This window comes from Agrobacterium sp. T29, from assembly GCF_006970545.1.
In the GTDB taxonomy this organism is placed as follows: Bacteria; Pseudomonadota; Alphaproteobacteria; order Rhizobiales; family Rhizobiaceae; genus Agrobacterium; species Agrobacterium leguminum.
Genome location: NZ_CP040641.1, coordinates 1,920,975 through 1,940,585, shown reverse-complemented (window position 1 = coordinate 1,940,585; position 19,611 = coordinate 1,920,975). Strand labels below are relative to the sequence as shown.

The following is a 19,611-nucleotide window of genomic DNA, read 5'->3' as shown; positions in this document are numbered from 1 at the left end:
AAAAACCTCATTTCCAGTACTTGGCGACGTATCGCCGGGTTTCGCTGAGCATGAACCGCGCGCTTTCATCGACACGATCTTCCCAGGCAAACACGCAGTTCGACAGCACGCCGTCGAATTTCATGTCGGCGAGCGTCGCAAAGAAGGTCTCCCAGTCGATCTCGCCCTGGCCGAAATCGGTGTGCTGGTGCACCCTGACCTTCGAGCCGGGGGGATTGACGATGTAACGCAGCTGCGACGACTTGTTGTGGTCATAGGTATCGGCAAGGCGCACATGCACCAGATGGCCCTCGGTCGCACGCAGGTTAGCCACCATGTCCGGCCCGTAAAAGAACGTGTGCGGCGCGATGAAGGAGGCCTTTACCGCCTTGGAATTGATGGTCTTGATAATGTCGATGGCAGGCGCGATTTCCTCGATCCAGTCTTCGGGATGAGCCTCCAGCGACAGCACCAGACCTTCCCGTTCGAGGATCGGCACCAGAATATCCATGGCGCGGAAGAACTGCGCTTCGCAGGTTTCCGGGCGATGCAGGCCGGAGCGGTCGTTGAGGCTGCGATCCGGCGAACCGCCACGGCCGAATTCCGAAACGAACATCGGGCATTCCATCTCGACGGCTATCTCGATGGCGCGTTTCCAGTTGTCGATCGCCACTTCCCATTCGTCCGGATAGGGGCTTGCCCAGCGATACATGGGCTGCAGCGTCGCAAGGCCGACACCATGGTCCTTCAGCGCCTTTTTGAATTCGGCGACGCGTTCGGGATAGACCTTCGGCCGGGTCCACCAGGAAAGGAAATCCGGACGGGGTGAAAGTTCGACGTAATCATAGCCGAGTTCGGCAACCTTGCGGCAGGTCTCGGCCAGCGAAAGGTGCCGGAACATGTGGGGGTCGAGCGTATGTTTCATGGCTGTTTCCAGTGGAGTGATAAACGGACCGGGGCCGAAGCCCCCGCTTATTTGGCGTAGGCGGGCATGTTTTCCGGTGTGACGAGTTCGAAGGGCACCCAAAGCGTCTTCTCAGTGCTTTGCCCGGCGGCGGCCTTCACCGCCGTCTGAACCGAGACCTCGCCCTGCTTCGTCGCATTCTGGTAGACGGTAATATCGAGGTCGCCGGCCTGCATGGCGGCAAGGCCGTCCGGCGTGGCGTCGATGCCGGCGATGACCACATCCTTCATGGAAACGCCCGCCGCCTTCAGCGCCTGCGCGGCGCCGATCGCCATTTCATCATTATTGGCGATGACAGCATCGAACTGGATGCCCGCCGTCAGCCAGGATGAAACGAGGTCCTGCGCCTGCGTGCGGCTCCAGTTCGCCGTCTGCTTTTCGAGGATTTCGATCTTGCAGTCCGGCCGGGCAAACACCGTTTCCACATCCTTGGTGCGCACCAGCGCCGCATGGTTTTCCAAAGGTCCCATCAGGATCACGGCCTTACCCTTGCCGCCCATCAGCTTGCAGGCGGCTTCCGCCTCCATGGTGCCGGAATCGAGCTCGTTGGAACCGACGAAGGCCGTGCCATCAGGCAGGCCGGTTTCCAGTTCTGCCGGCGGGTGATTGACATAAACGAGCGGGATTTTTGCGGCGGATGCGGCTTTGGTGATCGCCGAGGTGGCATCGCCATCGACCGCGTTGACGATGATCGCATCGACACCGTTGGCGATGAAATTCTGCACCTGATTGAGCTGTTTCGAAGGATCGAGCTGAGCGTCCTCCACCAGAAGCTCGATGTTCTTGTCACGCCCGGCCTCAGCCCTGATGCCGTTCAGCAAAATCGTCAGGAACGGATTGTCGAACGATGTCATGGAGACCGCAACACGGGTCTCGGCAAGGGCAGGCGTTGCAAAAATGCAGAGCGCAGTCGCCATCAACAGGTTTTTCAAAGTCTTTCCTCCCGCGGAAAACCTCCGCTGGTTCAATCGCAGTGATATCGCTGAAGCCGGAATATCCTCCCCCCGCCTTCAGCGTCTTCGGTCTGTCACGTCGTTGTCTGGCCCGAACGGTCTCAGTTCTTGGCCTGATAGTCCTTGAGGTTTGCGGGTGTGACCAGTTCGAAGGGTACGAAAACCTTCTTGTCCACCGCATCCCCCTTTGCCAGTTTCAGCGCCGTATCAACCGCGCCCTTGCCCTGACCGGCGGCATTCTGGAAAACGCTCACATCCAGCTCACCCGCCGCCATGGCGGCAAGCGCGTCCTGCGTGGCGTCGATGCCGGCGATGATGACGTCATCCATCGACCGGCCGGCCGCCTTCAGAGACTGTATCGCGCCGATGGCCATTTCGTCGTTGTTGGAAATCACCGCATCGAACTGCACCCCGGCCGAAAGCCAGTTGGTCATCAGGTCCGAGCCTTGAGTGCGCGACCAGTTGGCGGATTGCTCCTCGACAAGCTTGATGAAGCTGCAATCGGGCGTCGCCACCACGTCCTTGATATCCTGCGTGCGCATGCGGGCCGCCTGGTTGGAAAGCTCGCCCATCATCACCACCGCCTTCGCTTCCGCCTTGCCGGCCACCTTCAGCAGTCGGCAGACTTCCTGCGTCTGCAGGGTGCCGGACTGTTTTTCATCGGAGGCAACGAAGGCCTGTTTTTCCGGCAGGCTGTCGAGGTTGACCGGCTGGCGGTTGACATAAACGAGCGGAATGCCGGCGGCAGCGGCAGCCTGCGAAAGCGCCACGGTCGCATCCGTATCCACCGGGTTGACGATGATGGCGTCGACGCCGGCGGCGACGAAGTTCTGCACCTGGCTCAACTGCTTGCCGACATCGTTCTGCGCATCCTCGATCTGCAGCGAGACGCCGCTCATGCCCTTGGAATAATCGATCATGCCGTTGCGCAGCACGGTCAGGAAATTATCATCGAACAGGGCCATCGAAACGCCGATGGTTTCCGCCGAGGCGGTCGTCGCCAGCATGGTGGCGAGCGCTGCAATCGCGAAATGTCTTCTCATGTCGTTCTCCTCCAAAACCCTTGAAAAGAACCGGCTGCACGGTTCAGCGCCCATCGCGCCGCCACATTTGCCGGCAAAAAATACCCGTCGCCGCGAAGACAAGTCCGCAGCCTGAAGCAATCCGAAACATCGTTATTATCGTGGATCAGCCTCCTGCCCGCTCCACACGCAGGCAAGATTTCCCAGTCCCGGCCCGGCGTCAACGGGTCAGCGGCAGCCGAAGCCATCAAGGCTGATAGAAAGAGACGCCGAATTTATGATAGAATCTATCAAACCATCAAAGGCTTTCAGGAACCCACAGATGGGCGGGTACAAACCGCTGTCCCGGCGTTTCCGCCATGCCATGTTCGATGCTGTGAACCATGGTGGCGATGAGGTCCGTGCATAATTCACGGAGCGGCGTCTGGAATATGCCGCTGATACGCTTTTCCAGCAGCGCCTGACGGGATTCGGGCGTCAGTTCATTCACAAGACAGACGATGGCCTCCTGCCGGTTTTCCTGCTGCAGGGCCTCGATGACACCTTCCATGCCGCCGCCGATGCAATAGATGCCGACCAGATCTTTGTGCTTGGCGATGGTGTCCATCACCAGCTCATAGGTCAGCCGCCGGGTTTCCAGCGTGATCAGCGCGTCCATCACCTCGAATTCCGGCGCATATTCCCGCATATAGCTGCGAAAGCCGGTTTCGCGCAGCGAATGGCCGTGAAAACGGTGGCCGCCGAGCAGCAAAAGCACCTTGCCCCTGCTGCGCGCCAGCCGCGAGATCATCCAAGCCGCCGTGCGCCCGACTTTCATGTTGTTGGCGCCGAGATAAGCTTCCCGCACCCCCTGCGCGAAATCCGAAAGCAGCGAAAATGTCGGAATGCCCTTCGCCTTCAGGGCCTCGACGGCGGCGGTGACATCGTGATGGTCCGGCCCCGTGGCCGCCACGGCCTGCACGCGGCCCTTCATGCCCGTCAGAAGGGCCGCAAGCTCGCTCGGCTCGCCCGACTGGGCAAATTCGATGCGCAGATTAAGATGGCGATCCCTGACGTTGCGCGCCGCAAGCTCCAGCTCGTCGGCAAAGGTCTGGTAGAAGGCGTGCCGTTCCTTGCGCAGGATGATGCCGAGACTATAAGACGGCAGGTCGGCCAGCATGCGCTGGCGAATGATGTTGGTGGCGTGAAAACCGATCTTCTCCGCCGCCTCGAACACCCGCCGCGCGGTTTCCTCCCGCACCGGCAGCCGGCCGTTCAGCACCCGGTCGACGGTGGCGACGCTGACGCCGGCGGCTGTCGCAACATCTGTGATGGTCGGACGTTTCATGCTGGCACCCCGTAGACGGAAAGATTCCTGTCATATCTCGCAAAACATGTCACGGATCATGATGGAATCCAACGCATGCCGGAGGATTTCGTCAGGGAGGGCCATGGAGGTGAATGTCAGGCAGGCGCCGAATTTGCGAGATCGGCATTTTAAAATGCCGTTGCCTCCCTCATCTCTGTGCTTGTCACAGAGATCCAGCCAGCCCAAGTCCTTGGGCTGAGAAGAGTCCTTTCGCCGCGCAGACGCGCGTCGGCTGGATTCCTGTGACAAGCACAGGAATGAGGGGGCTGGGATGTGTCAGAGCGAAAAAATCGCCTGCCGAGTAACCTGAATGGCAACTGTCACACGTAAGGAAGCTGCGGCAGCGGGCATTCGTACCGTTTTACGGCGGCTTCAGCACCGTTATCACGATGCTGAAGCCGCTATCCCGTCAGACCCTTTCCAGCGCCACAGCGATACCCTGCCCGACGCCGATGCACATCGTGGCGAGCGCAAGATGCTTGCCGGTCAGCGAAAGTTCGAGCGCCGCCGTGCCGGCAATGCGTGCACCGGACATGCCGAGCGGATGGCCGAGCGCGATGGCGCCACCATTGGCATTCACCCGCGCATCGTCATCCGCAATGCCGAGCTGCCTCAGCGTCGCAAGGCCCTGGCTGGCGAAAGCCTCATTCAGCTCGATCACGTCGAGCTGCTCCTGCTTCAGCCCGAGCCGGGCCAGCAGCTTTGCGGAGGCCGGGGCCGGGCCGATGCCCATGACGCGCGGCGGCACGCCGGCGGCGGCACCGCCGAGAATGCGGGCAATCGGCGTCAGCCCGTATTTCTTCGCGGCTTCCGCCGATGCGACGATGAGTGCGGCCGCGCCGTCATTGACGCCGGAAGCATTGCCCGCCGTCACCGTCGCGCCCTCGCGCCTGTTGACCGGCTTCAGCTTCGCCAGCGCTTCAAGGCTGGTCGCGCGCGGATGCTCATCCTTCGAGACCACCAGCGGATCGCCCTTGCGCTGCGGGATGGTCACGGACACGATTTCCCTGTCGAGGCGACCATTGGCCTGCGCGTCAGCCGCCTTCTGCTGGCTGCGAACGGCGAAGGCGTCCTGATCCTCACGGGAAACCTGATAGTCAATGGCGACGTTATCGCCGGTTTCCGGCATGGAATCGACGCCATATTGCGCCTTCATCAGCGGGTTGACGAAACGCCAGCCAATGGTGGTGTCGTAGATTTCGGCATTGCGCGAAAAGGCGCTCTCCGCCTTCGGCAAAACGAAAGGCGCGCGGCTCATGCTTTCGACGCCGCCGGCGATCATCAATTCCGCCTCGCCCGATTTCACGGCGCGGGCGGCTGCGATGAGGGCATCCATGCCCGAACCGCACAGCCGGTTGATCGTCGTTCCGGTCACCGAAACCGGCAGGCCGGCGAGCAGCAGCGACATGCGTGCGACGTTGCGGTTATCCTCACCCGCCTGGTTGGCGCAACCGAAGATCACATCTTCGACCGCTTCCCAGTCGACGGACGGGTTGCGCTCGACAAGCGCCTTCAGCGGCACTGCCCCGAGATCGTCGGCCCGCACCGAAGAAAGCGCGCCGCCGAAGCGGCCGATGGGCGTGCGGATATAGTCGCAGATGAATGCGTCGGTCATCGGTTTTTCCTCAAAGTTCCGGGGCGACGAGATCTGCGACCTCGCCATCGACCGCCAAAGGCGCGCCGGTCATGGCCTGCAATTCATCGAAAGTCATCGCCGGCAGTTTTTCACGCAGCACAAAACGGCCATCCACCACGTCAATGACAGCATGGCTGGTATAAATGCGGGTGATGCAACCAACGCCGGTCAACGGAAAGGCGCATTTTTCAACGAGCTTCGGTTCGCCATTCTTGGTCACATGTTCGGTGATGACGAAGACCTGTTTGGCGCCATGCACCAGATCCATGGCGCCGCCGACGGCCGGCACGCCCTTGGAGCCGACACGCCAATTGGCGAGATCGCCATTCTGCGCCACCTGATAGGCCCCGAGGATCGCCACATCCAGATGCCCGCCGCGCACCATGGCGAAGCTGTCGGCATGGTGGAAGAAGGCCGCACCCGGCTTCAGCGTCACGGCCTTCTTGCCGGCATTGATGAGGTTCCAGTCCTCTTCGCCTTCCGGCGGCGCTTCGCCGAAATTCAGGATGCCGTTTTCGGTATGGAAGATCGCCTGACGGCCGGGCGGCTGGTAGCGCGCCACCATTTCCGGAAAGCCGATGCCGAGGTTGACGTAAGCGCCGTCTTCGATGTCCTGCGCCGCGCGCCATGCGATCTGGGCGTTGGAAAGCTTGATGTCTTCGCGGGTGTCGATGGTCTGGGTCATGCGTAGGCCACTCCGGCGCGAATGAGGACTTCTTCCTGTTGCGGATCGGGGATTTCCACGACGCCGTTCACGAAAATACCGGGCGTGACGACATGCTCCGGATCGATCTCCCCGGCTTCGACGATCTTCGAGACCTGCGCGATGGTGGTCTTCGCGGCCATGCACATCAGCGGGTTAAAATTGCGGCCCGCCTTGTTGTAGGTGAGGTTGCCATAGGTGTCGCCAAGCTCGGCTTTCACGATCGCAAAATCGGCCTTCAGCCAGCGTTCCTGCACATAAGAGCGGCCGTCGAATTCCGCGATGACCTTGCCTTCGGCCAGTTCCGTGCCGAAGCCGGTAGGGGTGTAGAAGGCCGGAATGCCCGCGCCCCCGGCGCGGATGCGCTCGGCAAGCGTGCCCTGCGGCACCAGTTCCAGCTCGATTTCGCCGGCCAGATATCTGTCTGTAAAGGCACGCGGATCGGAAGAGCGCGGGAAGGAGCAGATCATCTTTTTGACCATGCCGGCGTCGATCATCGCGGCGATGCCGATGCGGCCGTTGCCGGCATTGTTGTTGATGACCGTCAGGTTTTTCGGGCCCTTGTCGATCAGCGCATGGATCAGCTCGATGGGCGCGCCGGAGCCGCCGAAACCGCCGATCATGATCGTCGCACCGTCACCGATGCCGGAAAGCGCATCTCCAGCGCTCTTGATTGTCTTGTCCATTAAAACCTCCATCCAGCCGGACGGATGGAACCCGCAAGGCTGCCTGAGCGTGAGGTAAATCCGAAACCGCCTCGACGGCAAGGATTTTGTGCGCTATATGATTTTTGTTCGTATATCGCACAAATGGAGCTTCGACATGGCTGTCAGCGAAAGAGACATGATGGGCGGCCTCGCCAAGGGATTGCGGGTCATTGAGGCCTTCAGCGCCGAACGGCCGCGCCTGTCGATTTCCGATGCCGCCGAGATTGCCGGGCTGGACCGCGCCACGACGCGGCGCTGCCTGCTGACGCTTTCGGAACTCGGTTATGCGGCTTACGACGGCAAGTTCTTTACCGTGACCCCGAAGGTGCTGCGGCTTGGCACCGGCTGTCTTGCCACCATGCCGCTGCCGCGCATCGTGCAGCCATTGCTCGACCGCCTTTCCGAAGAGATCGGCCAGAGTACCTCCGTTTCCATTCTGGATGAGACCGAGATCGTTTATGTCGCCCGCGCCGCGCAGCAGCGGGTCATGTCGATTGCGCTGATGCCGGGTTCGCGCCTGCCCGCCTATTGCACCTCCATGGGCCGCGTTCTTCTTTCGGCGCAGACGGCCGAGCGGCAGCGCGACATTCTCGAAGCCTCCCGGCTGGTGGCGCGCACGGAAAAGACGATCACCAGGATGGACGCCCTGCTCACCGAAATCGAGGCCACCGGCAATCGCGGTTATGCGCTGATCGATCAGGAGGTAGAGATCGGCCTTCGCTCCATCGCGGTGCCGCTGAAAACCATGCGCGGCCAGACGGTGGCCGCCCTCAATGTCGGGCTCGCCGCCTCGGTCGCCTCGATGGAGGACCTCGTGGAGCGATACCTGCCCGCGCTTCTTGCCGTTCAGCGGGAACTGGCAAGAATGCTGGTCTGAAGCGGCACCTGCCGCGCCCCGGAATCCCCCATTTTCCGCTGCTCCGCCAGCCGCCAGGCGCGCGGGGTCATGCCGGTCTCGCGCTTGAAGAAGCGGTTGAAATAGGCCGGATCGGCAAAACCCAGCCCCTCCGCAATCATCTGCACGCTGGAAACGGTAAAGATCAGCTCCTGCTGGGCGATCTCGATCTGACGTTTAGCGATCAGCCGCTGCAGGCTGAGGCCGGAAACGGAGCGGACCAGACGGTTGAGATGGGTCTCGGAAAGACCGAGCTTCTTCGCGTAAAACTCCGCCTTTTGCGGCTCGCGAATATGGCGTGCAATCAGTGACAGCAAAAATTCGAAACGCTGTTCCGCCAGACCTTCGCCGGTTCCTTCCAGGAGCGGGCGCGCCGCCCGCGCCAGAAGCGCCGTCACGATGGCCAACTGACCTTCGATGATGGCATCCCGGCCCGTCTCGCGTGTTTCATATTCAGCCGAAATCTGTTCGAACCCGATGCGCAGACGTTCGCCATCGGCAAAATCCCGCAGCGGCAACAGGACAGGCCGCTGGAAATTCCGCAGCAGCAGCGCCTGCACTGAAGCCGGCAGGGCGCCCGGCAACACGGTGACGATTACCCCGCCAATATCGCGTGAAAACCGGAAGCCGTGCTCGAACCCCGGCGGCACGACAATGGCGACCGGCGGGCGGATCGCCTCGATGCGGCCATCCAGCAGCGCATCGCCCTCACCGCCCCAAATGTACAAGATTTGCTGAAACGCAGCGTGACGGTGCAGGCTGATTTCAAAGCGGTGAAGGCTGCTTCTGGAAAAAAGCGTCTCGCAATGAAAGCGGAAATCAGTGCCTTGCACCGCTTCTTCGCCATACAAACCCTCACTCGCAGCAAGCCGCATGTTCCTTCGCTCCTCAGCACAATGGTCGGATTGTGCAATTTGCTGATCAGAAAGTCCATTGAGCTTGCCGCATCGCTTGGTCAATTTCTTGATAGGAGACAAGTTCGGGAGGAAACAATGCGCACCCAGGTCGTCATCATCGGCTCCGGCCCCTCGGGGCTTCTGCTTGGCCAGCTTCTGGCCAGAGAAGGCGTCGAGACTGTCATTCTCGACCGGGTCAGCAAGGATTACATTCTCGGCCGTGTCCGCGCTGGCGTGCTGGAAGAAGGCACGGTGCAGCTCATGGAAAAGGTCGGCGCGGACAGGCGCCTGCACCGGGAAGGCCTGCCGCATGACGGTTTTTCGCTGACCTTCGACGGCCGCGACCACCGCATCGATCTCTTCGACCTGACCGGCGGCAGCCATGTGATGGTTTATGGCCAGACCGAGGTGACCCATGACCTGATGGATGTGCGCGAAGCGGCAAACCTTGTGACCATCTACGATGCCGGCAATGTCGAACCGCATGATTTCGATGGCGCCAGCCCCTATGTCACCTATCAGAAAGACGGCGTAACCCACCGTATCGATTGCGATTTCATCGCCGGCTGCGACGGCTTCCACGGGGTGAGCCGCAAATCGGTGCCTCAGGGCGCGATCAAGGAATTCGAGAAGGTCTACCCTTTCGGCTGGCTCGGCATTCTGGCCGATGTGCCGCCCGTCAACCATGAACTCATCTATGCCAACCACCCGCGCGGTTTTGCGCTCTGTTCCATGCGCTCGCACACGCGCAGCCGTTATTACATTCAATGTTCGCTGGAGGACCGGCCGGAAGACTGGAGCGACGAGCGCTTCTGGGACGAAATCCGCCGTCGCCTGCCGGAAAACCATGCGGATGTGATGGTAACCGGCCCGTCCTTTGAAAAATCCATCGCGCCGCTCCGGTCCTTCGTCTGTGAACCGATGCGGTTCGGAAGGCTGTTTCTGGCCGGAGACGCCGCCCATATCGTGCCGCCAACGGGCGCCAAGGGCCTCAACCTTGCCGCCAGCGATGTGCATTATCTGAGCGAGGCGCTGATCGAATTTTATCGCGAGAAGTCCGAGGCCGGCATCGACGGCTATTCGCAGAAGGCGCTTTCCCGCGTCTGGAAGGCCGTGCGCTTCTCCTGGTGGATGACGACGATGATGCACCGCTTTCCCGATACGGGAGATTTCGGCCAGCGCATTCAGGAGGCGGAGCTGGACTACCTCGTGCAATCGCGCGCCGCTTCCACCGCGCTTGCGGAGAATTATGTGGGGCTTCCGTATTAGGGGCTGCCCCAAACACGCGGCTTTTATCTCTACCGTTTCCACACCCGTCACCCCGGACCTGATCCGGGGTCCAGCGCGATCAAGTCATTGATCGCAAAAGACTCTTTTCACGGCGCAGACGCGCCGTGGCTGGATTCCGGCTCAAGGCCGGAATGACGGAGGAGAGGTTCTCAGACTTTTCCGACCCTCACCCTCATCTCAAGAACCGGCCTCCGGCCTACCATCCAGCAACTCGCCTGCCGCCTCGCGAATAGCCTGCATCAGCAGCGACAGCGGCAGCGAGGGCTGCGTATCGGCCCTCACCGTCAGCCCCACCGGGCCGCTGGTATCGCCAGTCTCGACGGGCAGGATTGCCAGAATACCATCCGCCACATCCGCCGCCACCACGCCTTCCGAGATGATCCAGATCGCATCGCTGGTGCGCAGGAAGGCGCGGCCGAAGGCGTCGGACACGGTTTCGATGCGGATCGGCAGGGCCGGCACGCCGTTGGCGATCAAAAACTGCTCGACGACAGGGCCGATGACCGATTGTCGTGTCGGCATCAGCACGGGATATTCATGCAGGTGATCGAACACCGAAAGGCCGGGTGACAACAGCGGGTGCCCGGCGCGCACCACGAAGCGCACCTTTTCCGAATAGAGATGCTCGAAGGAAAAACCCGCCATTTTCTGCGGCGCGGCCAGACGGCCGACAACAAGATCGAGATCGCCGACGCGCAACTGCTCCAGCAGCACGGCGTTTTCGCCCGTCACGATCTTCACCGGGCTGCCGGTTTTCTCGGCCAGAAAACCGGCCATCGCCTTCGGCATGATGCGAACAGACACCGTGGGCAGCGCGCCGACCCGCACCGGCGGACCGGCGCGCGCCGCCTCCTGCGATACCGAATCGACCGCCTGCCTGAGCGCCGTCATCGTCGCGCCCGCATGGCGCAGGAACACCTCGCCATAACGGCTGATGCGGATGCCGCGCCCCTCCCGGTCGAACAGCGAGACGCCGAGAATATCTTCCAGTTCACGGATCGTCTTCGTCACCGCCGGCTGGCTGACATGCAGGATTTCCGCAGCGCGGATGACGCTTTTTTGCCGCGCCACCTCCACGAAAGTCTGCAGGTGGCGGAACTTGATACGCTGATCGACCATCGCTCATATAATCCACAGGTTATGATTTTCATCGATAATGTCATTTTACTTAACCGGAACCCGCTTGCAATATCCCCGGCAGGAGGAGCACATCATGCATTTTCTGCGCTGCGGCGAGACCGTGATCCATTACCGCGTCAAGGGATTGGACACAGGCAAGCCGGTCATCGCCTTCATCAATTCGCTCGGCACCGATTTCCGCATCTGGGATGCGGTGATCGAAGCGCTCGGCGATGATTATGCCTATGTGCTGCACGACAAGCGCGGCCACGGGCTCTCGGATGTCGGGCACGCTCCCTATTCCATCGACGATCATGCCGGCGATCTGACCGCACTCCTCGACCATCTTGGCGTGAAGAGCGCGATCATCTGGGGCCTGTCGGTCGGCGGCCTGATTGCGCAGGGGCTTTATGCCCGCCGTCCCGATCTGGTGCGCGCGCTGGTGCTCAGCAACACCGCCCACAGGATCGGCACGGCCGAGATGTGGAACGCCCGTATCGACAAGATCGCCGCGGACGGCCTCGTCTCGCTGGTCGATCCCGTCATGGAGCGCTGGTTCACACCCGCCTTCCGTAAGCCTGACAATGCCGCCTATGCCGGCGCGCGCAACATGCTCTCGCAACAGCCGGAAGCCGGCTATAGCGGCACCTGCGCCGCCATCCGCGATGCGGATTTTACCGAAGAGGCCGGGCGCATCGCCGTGCCGACGCTTTGCGTGGCGGGCGATCAGGATGGCTCCACCCCACCGGAACTGGTGCGGTCGCTGGCGGATATCATTCCCGCAAGCCGTCTCGTCACCATCGCCGGCTGCGGCCATATTCCCTGCCTTGAACAGCCGCTCGCCTACGCGCAGGCGGCGTGCATTTTTCTCAAGACCTTGCCGGAGCACTGACCGATGGCGGACCATATCGACAAGAACGAACGTTTCGAACAGGGCATGAAAACCCGCCGCTCCGTGCTCGGCGACGCCCATGTCGACCGCGCACAGACCATGACGTCCGGTTTCGACCAGCCTTTCCAGCAGCTCATCACCGAAGCCGCCTGGGGCACGGTGTGGTCCGGCAACCACTGGACGAAGCGCGAGCGCTCGATGGTGACCATCGCCCTGCTCGCCGCACTCGGGCAGGACGAAGAGCTGGCCATGCATGTGCGCGCCACCGCCAATACCGGCGCCACCGAGGCGGATATTCGCGAAGCGCTGCTGCATGTGGCGATCTATGCCGGCGTGCCCGCCGCCAACCACGCTTTCAAAATCGCCAAGCTTGCCCTGGCCAGCATGAAAGCCGATAGTTCCCCTGATAATTCTGGCACTTATAATTCTGGCGATGAGGAGGAGACGAAATGAGCAACCGGCCGCCGGAAACCGGACCGTTCTTCGCACGCAACCGCGACATCCATCCGCTCGCCTATGCGCCCGGCTACAAGACCTCGATCCTGCGCTCGCCGCAGCGCGCGCTGATTTCGCTGGAAGGCACCAAGAGCGAGATCACCGGCCCGGTCTTCGGCCATGGCATGCTGAACCCGCTGGATAACGACCTCATCCTCAACTATGCCCGCCCCGGCGAAATGCCGGTCGGGCCGCGCATTCTGGTGCACGGCCGGGTGCTGGACGAGCGCGGCCGCGGTGTGGATGGCGCGCTGGTGGAATTCTGGCAGGCCAATGCCGGCGGCCGTTACCGCCACAAGAAGGAAAGCTACCTCGCCGCCATCGATCCGAATTTCGGCGGCGTTGGCCGCACCATCACGGATGAGAACGGCTATTACTGGTTCAAGACCATCCAGCCCGGCGCTTATCCCTGGCCGAACGGCGTCAATGACTGGCGGCCGGCCCATATTCACTTCTCCGTCTTCGGCCACGGTTTCGCCCAACGGCTCATCACCCAGATGTATTTCGAAGGCGATCCGCTGATCTGGAAATGTCCGATCGTCAAGACCATTCCGGACGAGGATGCGATCAGAAGACTGATCGCGCCGCTGGACATGAATGCGACGCTGCCGATGGACATGCTGGCCTACAAGTTCGACATCGTCCTGCGCGGCCGCCGCTCGACCCTTTTCGAAAACCGCATGGAGGGCAACTGACCATGGTTCAGCCGCTCAACTATCTCAAGGAAACCGCCTCGCAGACGGCGGGCCCTTACGTGCATATCGGCTGCACGCCGAATTTCGTCGGCATCGAGGGCGTGTTTGAGAAGGATCTCGGCTCCGGTCCGCTTTATAACGACAAGGCCCGCGGCGAACGCATCAGCGTGCGCGGCACGGTCTATGACGGTGCGGGCATGGCGCTGAAGGACGCGCTGATCGAAATCTGGCAGGCCGATACCGACGGTTATTACAACAGCCCCAGCGAAACGCGGGGCAAGGCCGATCCGAATTTCATCGGCTGGGGCCGCTCGCCCGGCGACATGGATACGGGTGAGTTCGTCTTCGAAACCATCAAGCCGGGCAAGGTGCCGTTCCGCGACGGCCGGCCGATGGCGCCGCATATCACCTTCTGGATCGTCGCACGCGGCATCAATATCGGCCTGCAAACCCGCATGTATTTCCCGGAAGAACAGGAGGCCAATGCCGCCGACCCGGTTCTTGCCCGCATCGAGCAGAAAAGCCGCATCGCCACGCTTGTCGCCAAAAAAGAGGAAGGCAACGTCTACCGTTTCGATATCCGCCTTCAGGGCGAAGGCGAAACCGTGTTTTTCGATATCTGACGCATATCGCGCAAAAGAAAGCGAGACGGAAGATGAGCCTTTCCCCCTTCGAGCATCCGTTTTTGTCAGGCCTCTTCGGCGACAGCGAGATCGTCGAGCTGTTTTCGGCAAGAGCGGATATCGACGCCATGATCCGTTTCGAGACGGGGCTGGCGCAGGCGGAAGCGCAGGCCGGCATCATTCCCGAGGAGGCGGCGGAAGCGATCGTTTCGCGGCTTTTGGACTTTGCCGCCGATATGACCGCGCTTCGCCATGGCGTCGCGAAGGACGGCGTCGTGGTTCCGGAACTCATCCGGCAGATGCGCGCGGCGGTCGCCGGTCAGGCGGCGGACAGGGTGCATTTCGGCGCCACCAGCCAGGATGTCATCGATACCAGCCTGATGCTGCGGCTGAAGGCTGCGGCGGAAATCATCTCGGCCCGGCTGGGCCGCCTGATCGATACGCTGGGAGACCTTGCCTCCCGCGACGGCCACAACCCGCTGACGGGCTATACCCGCATGCAGGCCGCCATCGGCATCACCGTCGCCGACCGGGCGGCCAGCTGGACTGCGCCGCTGGAACGCCACCTGCTGCGGCTAGAAAGTTTTACGCAGAGCGGCTTCGCCCTGCAATTCGGCGGGGCGGCCGGCACGCTGGAAAAGCTTGGCGACAATGCCGCGGCGGTGCGTGCCGATCTCGCAAAACGGCTCGGCCTTGCCGACAGGCCGCAATGGCACAGCCAGCGCGACGGCATCGCCGAATTCGCCAATCTGCTCTCGCTGATCACCGGCGCGCTCGGCAAGTTCGGGCAGGATATCGCGCTGATGGCCGAGCTCGGTGCGGAAATCCGCCTCTCCGGCGGCGGCGGCTCCTCGGCCATGCCGCACAAACAGAACCCGGTCAATGCCGAAGCGCTGGTGACGCTCGCACGCTTCAATGCCGTGCAGATATCCGCCCTGCACCAGTCGCTCGTGCACGAACAGGAAAGGTCCGGCGCGGGCTGGATGCTGGAATGGCTGTCGCTGCCGCAAATGGTGACGGCAACGGGCGCCTCGCTGCTGATCGCCGAGCGATTGGCCGAGCAGATAGACAGGCTGGGCACAGGCGAAAACTAGCCGCAAGGTCGGTCGATTTCGTGGCCAGACAGGGATTCTTGGCACTGCCGAACGGCAGGCCGGAGGCAACATGGCGACGCGTGGAAAGCGCTTGCGCTTTTCCGCATTAGTCATTGATAAAAAAGACTTTATTCAGAAATCCAGAAAATGAAAAAACAGCACGAAAGCTGCTTTTTAACCGGACATGCCGCTTGACACAAAAATGAACTAACTGGTACAAACATTAAGATTAACAGCCTGCCGCCGACAGGGGTTTTGAAGCCTGCAGCGGCAGTGAACGACAAATGGAGGGCTTTGGCGCCGCAAGGTTTCCAAAGCGATGCGGACAAGGCGAAATGCCTGTCCGGACCCGAACGGGTTGGGAGGAAGAATGTCTTACAGTCTCGATTTTTCGGCGGTCATAGACCGCCTTCCCGAGCTGCTTTTAGCCTGTCTGGCGACGATCGGCCTTGCGATTGCCGGCATGTCGCTCGCCACCGTCATCGGCGTTCTGGGCGTCGTCGCCCGCCGCTCGCGGTTCAAGCTGCTGCGCGGCCTCGTCATCGGTTTTGTGGAAACAATCCGCAACACGCCGTTTCTGGTGCAGATATTCTTCATCTTCTTCGCCCTGCCGCAGATCGGCATCAAGCTCAACCCGACGGTAACGGCCATCATTGCGCTGGCTCTGAACGGCGGCGCCTATGCGATTGAAATCATTCGCGGCGGGGTCGATTCCATTCCCAAGGGTCAGGTCGAGGCGGGGCTTGCGCTCGGCCTTCACCGCGCGCAGATCTTCCGGCACATCATCCTGAAGCCGGCGCTGCGGGCGGTCTATCCCTCGCTCACCAGCCAGTTCATCATGCTGACGCTGACCACTTCGGTCTGCACCTCGATCGCCGCTTACGAGCTGACCTCGGTGGCGCAGAAGATCGAGGCGGATACCTTCCGGTCCTTCGAGGTCTATTTCTCGATCACGCTGCTTTATCTGGTCATTTCCTCGCTGATGATGGGCATTTTCTCGCTCATCTCCCGCGCATCCTTCAGCTATCCGGTCAAGTGAGGAAAAGACAATGGCATCCATCGGTCCCAACGAACTCTTCTTCCTGCTGCAAGGCCTGAAATGGACGCTTGCGCTGACCATCATCGGCTTTATCGGCGGCGGCGTCTTCGGCCTTTGCGTGGCGCTTGCCCGCGTCGCGGACAGCCCGGCAATCCAGCGCGCCAGCACCGGCTACATCGCCGTCTTTCAGGGCACGCCGCTCCTGATGCAGCTTTTCGTGGTCTATTATGGCGTGGCGCTTGCGGGCCTCAATGTCGATGCCTGGATTGCGGTCGCCATCGCTTTTACGCTGCATGCCAGCGCCTTCCTCGGCGAAATCTGGCGCGGCGGCATCCAGGCGGTGCCGAAAGGCCAGACGGAAGCCGCCAATGCGCTCGGCCTGCATTACGTATCGCGCATGAAGGACGTGGTTCTGCCGCAGGCCTTCAAGATTTCGCTGCCGGCCACCATCGGTTTCCTCGTGCAGCTCATCAAGGGCACCTCGCTTGCGGCCATTGTCGGCTTCGTTGAGCTGTCGCGCGCCGGCCAGATCGTCTCCAACCAGACGTTCCGCCCACTCACCGTCTTCGCCCTCGTCGGCGTCATCTATTTCCTGATCTGCTGGCCGCTTTCCCTGTGGGGCGCCAGCGTTGAAAAGCGGCTGCAGACCGCAACCCGCTAAGTCCATGAAGATCTCATCAGCTTTGTAAGGAGGAGCAAAAGATGAAAACCACCAGCATGAAATTCTCTCGTCGCGCCCTGCTCGCGCTTGCCGCGGCAACGGTTGCCCTGCCCTTCGTCGCACCGGTCGATGCTTTCGCCGGCACGGTGGAAGAGGCCAAGGCCAAGGGCAAGGTCGTCATCGGCATTCAGGGCGACAACTCGCCGTGGGGCTTCGTCAATTCCAGCGGTGTGCAGGATGGCCTCGATGCCGATATTGGCAAGGCCTTTGCCGATTATCTCGGCGTCAAGGTTGAGTTCGTACCGCTCGCCGTGGCCAACCGCATTCCCGCTTTGCTGACCGGCAAGGTCGACCTGTTGTTCGCGACCATGGCCATGACGCCCGAACGGGCCAAGAGCATCCAGTATTCGAAGCCCTATGTCGGCAACGTCTTTTCCGTTTACGCCGCCAAGGACAAGAAAATCACTGGTTTTGACGACCTGACCGGCGTCTCCGTCGGCGTTCCCAAGTCCAGCGCCATGGATACAGCCATCACTGCCGGTGCGGGTACGAAAGCAAACATCCTGCGCTTTGATGACGACGCCGCCAATATCCAGGCGATCATATCCGGGCAGGTGGACGCCGTGGGCGGCAACATGTTCTACGGTGACCGCCTGAACAAAGCGGCAGAAGGCAAATTCGAATCGAAATTCGATTTGACGACCATGTACAACGGCGCCGGCACCCGCCCCGGTGAAAAGGACTGGAACGAGACCGTCAATGCCTTCCTCGACAAGATCAAGTCCGACGGCCAGCTCGCCAAGATCTACGACAAGTGGATGAAGCGCGAAGTCCCGGCCTTCCCGGACAGCCTGCCCGACATCCCGTTCACCGTGAAGTAACGGCGGGTTCCGCCTGGATTTGGGAGGAGGAAACAATGAGAATCTTGAAAACCCTGACGGGTTGGCGAGCAATCCTTGCAGCGGGACTGGCGGCAGCTTTGCTGCCGGTTCTGACGCCGGTGGCGGCAGATGCGAGAACGCTTGATGAGGCAAAAGCCAGCGGCAAGGTCGTGATCGGTATCCAGGGCGATAATGCGCCCTGGGGTTTCATTAATTCCACCGGCGTTCAGGAGGGTTACGACGCCGATCTCGCAAGGGGATTTGCGGACTATCTGGGGCTGAAGGTGGAATTCGTGCCGCTTGCCGTCGCCAACCGCATCCCTTCGCTTCGCACCGGCAAGGTTGATGCGCTGTTCGCATCGATGGGAATGACGCCGGAGCGGGCGAAGAACGTGCAATATGCGCAGCCTTACGCGCATAATGTCATGTCGGTCTATGCCACCAAGGACAAGAAGATCGCCGGTTTCGACGATCTGACCGGAATGACCGTCGGCGCACCGAAATCCAGCCCGATGGATACGGCCTTGACCGCAGGGGCTGGCACCAAGGCGAATATCCTTCGCTTCGATGACGATGCCGCCACCATTCAGGCGATCCTGTCGGGCCAGATCGAGGCGATCGGTGGCAACCAGTTCTATGGCGACCGTCTCGCGGCTGCCGGCGGCAAGGATTACGAGGTGAAGTTCGACCTCGTGACCCTTTACAACAGCGCTGCCACACGCCCCGGCGAAAAGGACTGGAACGAAGCGCTGAACGCCTATCTGGACAAGATCAAGGCCAATGGCGACCTCGAAAAAGTCTACGCCAAATGGATGAAGCGCCCGGTACCGCAGTTCCCGGCTTCGCTTCCCGACATTCCCTACACCGTCAACTAACACTGCTGCCAAAGCATGAAGGAAAGTTCCATGCCGCAATCCGCCGCTCAGGCTCCGCTGATCGCCCTTGAAGGGGTGGGAAAGTGGTATGGAGCCTTCCACGCGCTTAAAAACGTCAACATGACGGTTCGCAAGGGCGAAAAAATCGTTCTTTGCGGGCCGTCCGGTTCGGGCAAATCCACGCTCATCCGCTGTATCAATCATCTGGAGGAAATCCAGGAGGGCAAGATCACGGTCGAGGGAACGACGCTGTCGGATTCCAGCCGCGCCATCGATGCGGTTCGCCGCGAAGTGGGCATGGTGTTCCAGAGCTTCAATCTCTTCCCGCACAAGACCATCATGGAAAACTGCACGCTCGCGCCCATGCGGGTGAAGGGCCTGTCGAAAGCCGATGCGGAGGCGACGGCGCGCAAATATCTGGAGCGCGTGCGCATTCTCAACCAGGCAGACAAGTACCCGGCCCAGCTTTCCGGCGGCCAGCAGCAGCGTGCGGCCATCGCCCGGGCGCTGTGCATGGAGCCGAAGGCCATGCTGTTCGATGAGCCGACCTCGGCTCTCGACCCGGAAATGGTGAAGGAAGTGCTCGACACCATGATCGGCCTTGCCCGCGACGGCATGACGATGATCTGCGTGACCCATGAAATGGGCTTTGCACGGCAGGTGGCCGACCGGGTGATCTTCATGTCGGAAGGCGAGATCATCGAGGAAGGCCCGCCGGAGGAATTCTTCCGCGATCCCAAGCACCAGCGCACGCGCACGTTCCTCGGCGAAATTCTCGCCCACCACTGAGGTTCGCGCGCTCTAAGACAGGCGGGGATAATCCCGCCTCTCCCACACCGTCCGA

21 protein-coding genes are annotated in these 19,611 nt (G+C 61.3%); 12 read left to right on the top strand and 9 right to left on the bottom strand.

Features of this window, described 5'->3' with window-relative positions:
* Nucleotides 1-7: 7 nt before the first annotated feature.
* The 7 genes from FGF54_RS23985 to FGF54_RS23955 form a co-directional block, all read right to left on the bottom strand.
* A complete protein-coding gene (locus FGF54_RS23985) occupies nt 8-904 on the bottom strand; it encodes a sugar phosphate isomerase/epimerase family protein (protein WP_003519788.1) in 897 nt (298 codons plus the stop codon).
* Nucleotides 905-951: 47 nt separating this feature from the next.
* On the bottom strand, nt 952-1,860 hold the full coding sequence (locus FGF54_RS23980) for a sugar ABC transporter substrate-binding protein (RefSeq protein ID WP_168208251.1): 909 nt from the start codon (nt 1,858-1,860) through the stop codon (nt 952-954).
* Nucleotides 1,861-1,997: 137 nt separating this feature from the next.
* Nucleotides 1,998-2,939, bottom strand: a complete 942-nt coding sequence (locus tag FGF54_RS23975) for a sugar ABC transporter substrate-binding protein (RefSeq protein ID WP_142781387.1) — start codon at nt 2,937-2,939, stop codon at nt 1,998-2,000.
* A 277-nt stretch (nt 2,940-3,216) separates the two neighbouring features.
* Entirely contained in the window at nt 3,217-4,245 is a 1,029-nt protein-coding gene (locus FGF54_RS23970; RefSeq protein ID WP_137453990.1) for a LacI family DNA-binding transcriptional regulator, read from the bottom strand.
* A gap of 430 nt (nt 4,246-4,675) precedes the next feature.
* Entirely contained in the window at nt 4,676-5,881 is a 1,206-nt protein-coding gene (gene pcaF, locus FGF54_RS23965) for a 3-oxoadipyl-CoA thiolase (RefSeq protein ID WP_142781386.1), read from the bottom strand.
* Between the two features lie 10 nt (nt 5,882-5,891).
* A complete protein-coding gene (locus tag FGF54_RS23960; protein ID WP_059758412.1) occupies nt 5,892-6,587 on the bottom strand; it encodes a CoA transferase subunit B in 696 nt (231 codons plus the stop codon).
* Nucleotides 6,584-7,291 (bottom strand): 3-oxoacid CoA-transferase subunit A, encoded by a 708-nt coding sequence (locus tag FGF54_RS23955; RefSeq protein WP_142781385.1) that lies wholly within the window; start codon nt 7,289-7,291, stop codon nt 6,584-6,586. Before FGF54_RS23955 ends, FGF54_RS23960 begins: the two co-directional genes overlap by 4 nt.
* A gap of 136 nt (nt 7,292-7,427) precedes the next feature.
* Here FGF54_RS23955 and FGF54_RS23950 point away from each other — a divergent pair, with 136 nt between their 5' ends.
* Nucleotides 7,428-8,189 (top strand): IclR family transcriptional regulator, encoded by a 762-nt coding sequence (locus tag FGF54_RS23950; protein ID WP_142781384.1) that lies wholly within the window; start codon nt 7,428-7,430, stop codon nt 8,187-8,189.
* Here FGF54_RS23950 and FGF54_RS23945 read toward each other — a convergent pair.
* Nucleotides 8,159-9,082, bottom strand: coding sequence for a helix-turn-helix domain-containing protein (locus FGF54_RS23945; RefSeq protein ID WP_142781383.1), 924 nt, complete (start codon nt 9,080-9,082; stop codon nt 8,159-8,161). The two genes, FGF54_RS23950 and FGF54_RS23945, sit on opposite strands and share 31 nt — an antisense overlap.
* A gap of 117 nt (nt 9,083-9,199) precedes the next feature.
* Here FGF54_RS23945 and pobA point away from each other — a divergent pair, with 117 nt between their 5' ends.
* The gene (gene pobA / locus FGF54_RS23940) at nt 9,200-10,372 is read left to right on the top strand and encodes a 4-hydroxybenzoate 3-monooxygenase (protein ID WP_142781382.1); all 1,173 of its coding nucleotides are present in this window, start codon (nt 9,200-9,202) and stop codon (nt 10,370-10,372) included.
* 198 nt (nt 10,373-10,570) lie between these two features.
* On the opposite strand, the gene pcaQ is transcribed toward pobA, so the two are convergent.
* Nucleotides 10,571-11,512 carry a pca operon transcription factor PcaQ gene (gene pcaQ, locus FGF54_RS23935; RefSeq protein ID WP_078053171.1) on the bottom strand — a complete coding sequence of 314 codons (942 nt, stop codon included), beginning with the start codon at nt 11,510-11,512 and terminating at the stop codon, nt 10,571-10,573.
* Between the two features lie 94 nt (nt 11,513-11,606).
* Between pcaQ and pcaD the strand changes: the two genes are divergently transcribed.
* The 10 genes from pcaD to FGF54_RS23885 all read left to right on the top strand — a co-directional run bounded on the left by pcaD (nt 11,607) and on the right by FGF54_RS23885 (nt 19,556).
* The gene (gene pcaD / locus FGF54_RS23930; RefSeq protein WP_142781381.1) at nt 11,607-12,404 is read left to right on the top strand and encodes a 3-oxoadipate enol-lactonase; all 798 of its coding nucleotides are present in this window, start codon (nt 11,607-11,609) and stop codon (nt 12,402-12,404) included.
* Nucleotides 12,405-12,407: 3 nt separating this feature from the next.
* Nucleotides 12,408-12,857: a 4-carboxymuconolactone decarboxylase gene (gene pcaC, locus FGF54_RS23925; protein WP_080853534.1), complete on the top strand. Its 450-nt coding sequence runs from the start codon at nt 12,408-12,410 to the stop codon at nt 12,855-12,857.
* On the top strand, nt 12,854-13,594 hold the full coding sequence (gene pcaH, locus FGF54_RS23920) for a protocatechuate 3,4-dioxygenase subunit beta (protein WP_135397453.1): 741 nt from the start codon (nt 12,854-12,856) through the stop codon (nt 13,592-13,594). Before pcaC ends, pcaH begins: the two co-directional genes overlap by 4 nt.
* Nucleotides 13,595-13,596: 2 nt before the next feature.
* Nucleotides 13,597-14,217, top strand: a complete 621-nt coding sequence (gene pcaG, locus FGF54_RS23915) for a protocatechuate 3,4-dioxygenase subunit alpha (protein ID WP_065655341.1) — start codon at nt 13,597-13,599, stop codon at nt 14,215-14,217.
* Between the two features lie 32 nt (nt 14,218-14,249).
* A complete protein-coding gene (locus FGF54_RS23910; protein ID WP_142781380.1) occupies nt 14,250-15,311 on the top strand; it encodes a 3-carboxy-cis,cis-muconate cycloisomerase in 1,062 nt (353 codons plus the stop codon).
* Between the two features lie 370 nt (nt 15,312-15,681).
* Nucleotides 15,682-16,350 carry an amino acid ABC transporter permease gene (locus tag FGF54_RS23905; RefSeq protein ID WP_059758436.1) on the top strand — a complete coding sequence of 223 codons (669 nt, stop codon included), beginning with the start codon at nt 15,682-15,684 and terminating at the stop codon, nt 16,348-16,350.
* A 10-nt stretch (nt 16,351-16,360) separates the two neighbouring features.
* Entirely contained in the window at nt 16,361-17,011 is a 651-nt protein-coding gene (locus FGF54_RS23900) for an amino acid ABC transporter permease (RefSeq protein ID WP_080853538.1), read from the top strand.
* A gap of 41 nt (nt 17,012-17,052) precedes the next feature.
* Nucleotides 17,053-17,892: a transporter substrate-binding domain-containing protein gene (locus FGF54_RS23895; RefSeq protein ID WP_142781379.1), complete on the top strand. Its 840-nt coding sequence runs from the start codon at nt 17,053-17,055 to the stop codon at nt 17,890-17,892.
* A 35-nt stretch (nt 17,893-17,927) separates the two neighbouring features.
* Nucleotides 17,928-18,767 (top strand): transporter substrate-binding domain-containing protein, encoded by an 840-nt coding sequence (locus FGF54_RS23890; protein ID WP_142781378.1) that lies wholly within the window; start codon nt 17,928-17,930, stop codon nt 18,765-18,767.
* Nucleotides 18,768-18,797: 30 nt separating this feature from the next.
* Nucleotides 18,798-19,556 carry an amino acid ABC transporter ATP-binding protein gene (locus tag FGF54_RS23885; protein WP_003505500.1) on the top strand — a complete coding sequence of 253 codons (759 nt, stop codon included), beginning with the start codon at nt 18,798-18,800 and terminating at the stop codon, nt 19,554-19,556.
* Nucleotides 19,557-19,611 lie beyond the last annotated feature (55 nt).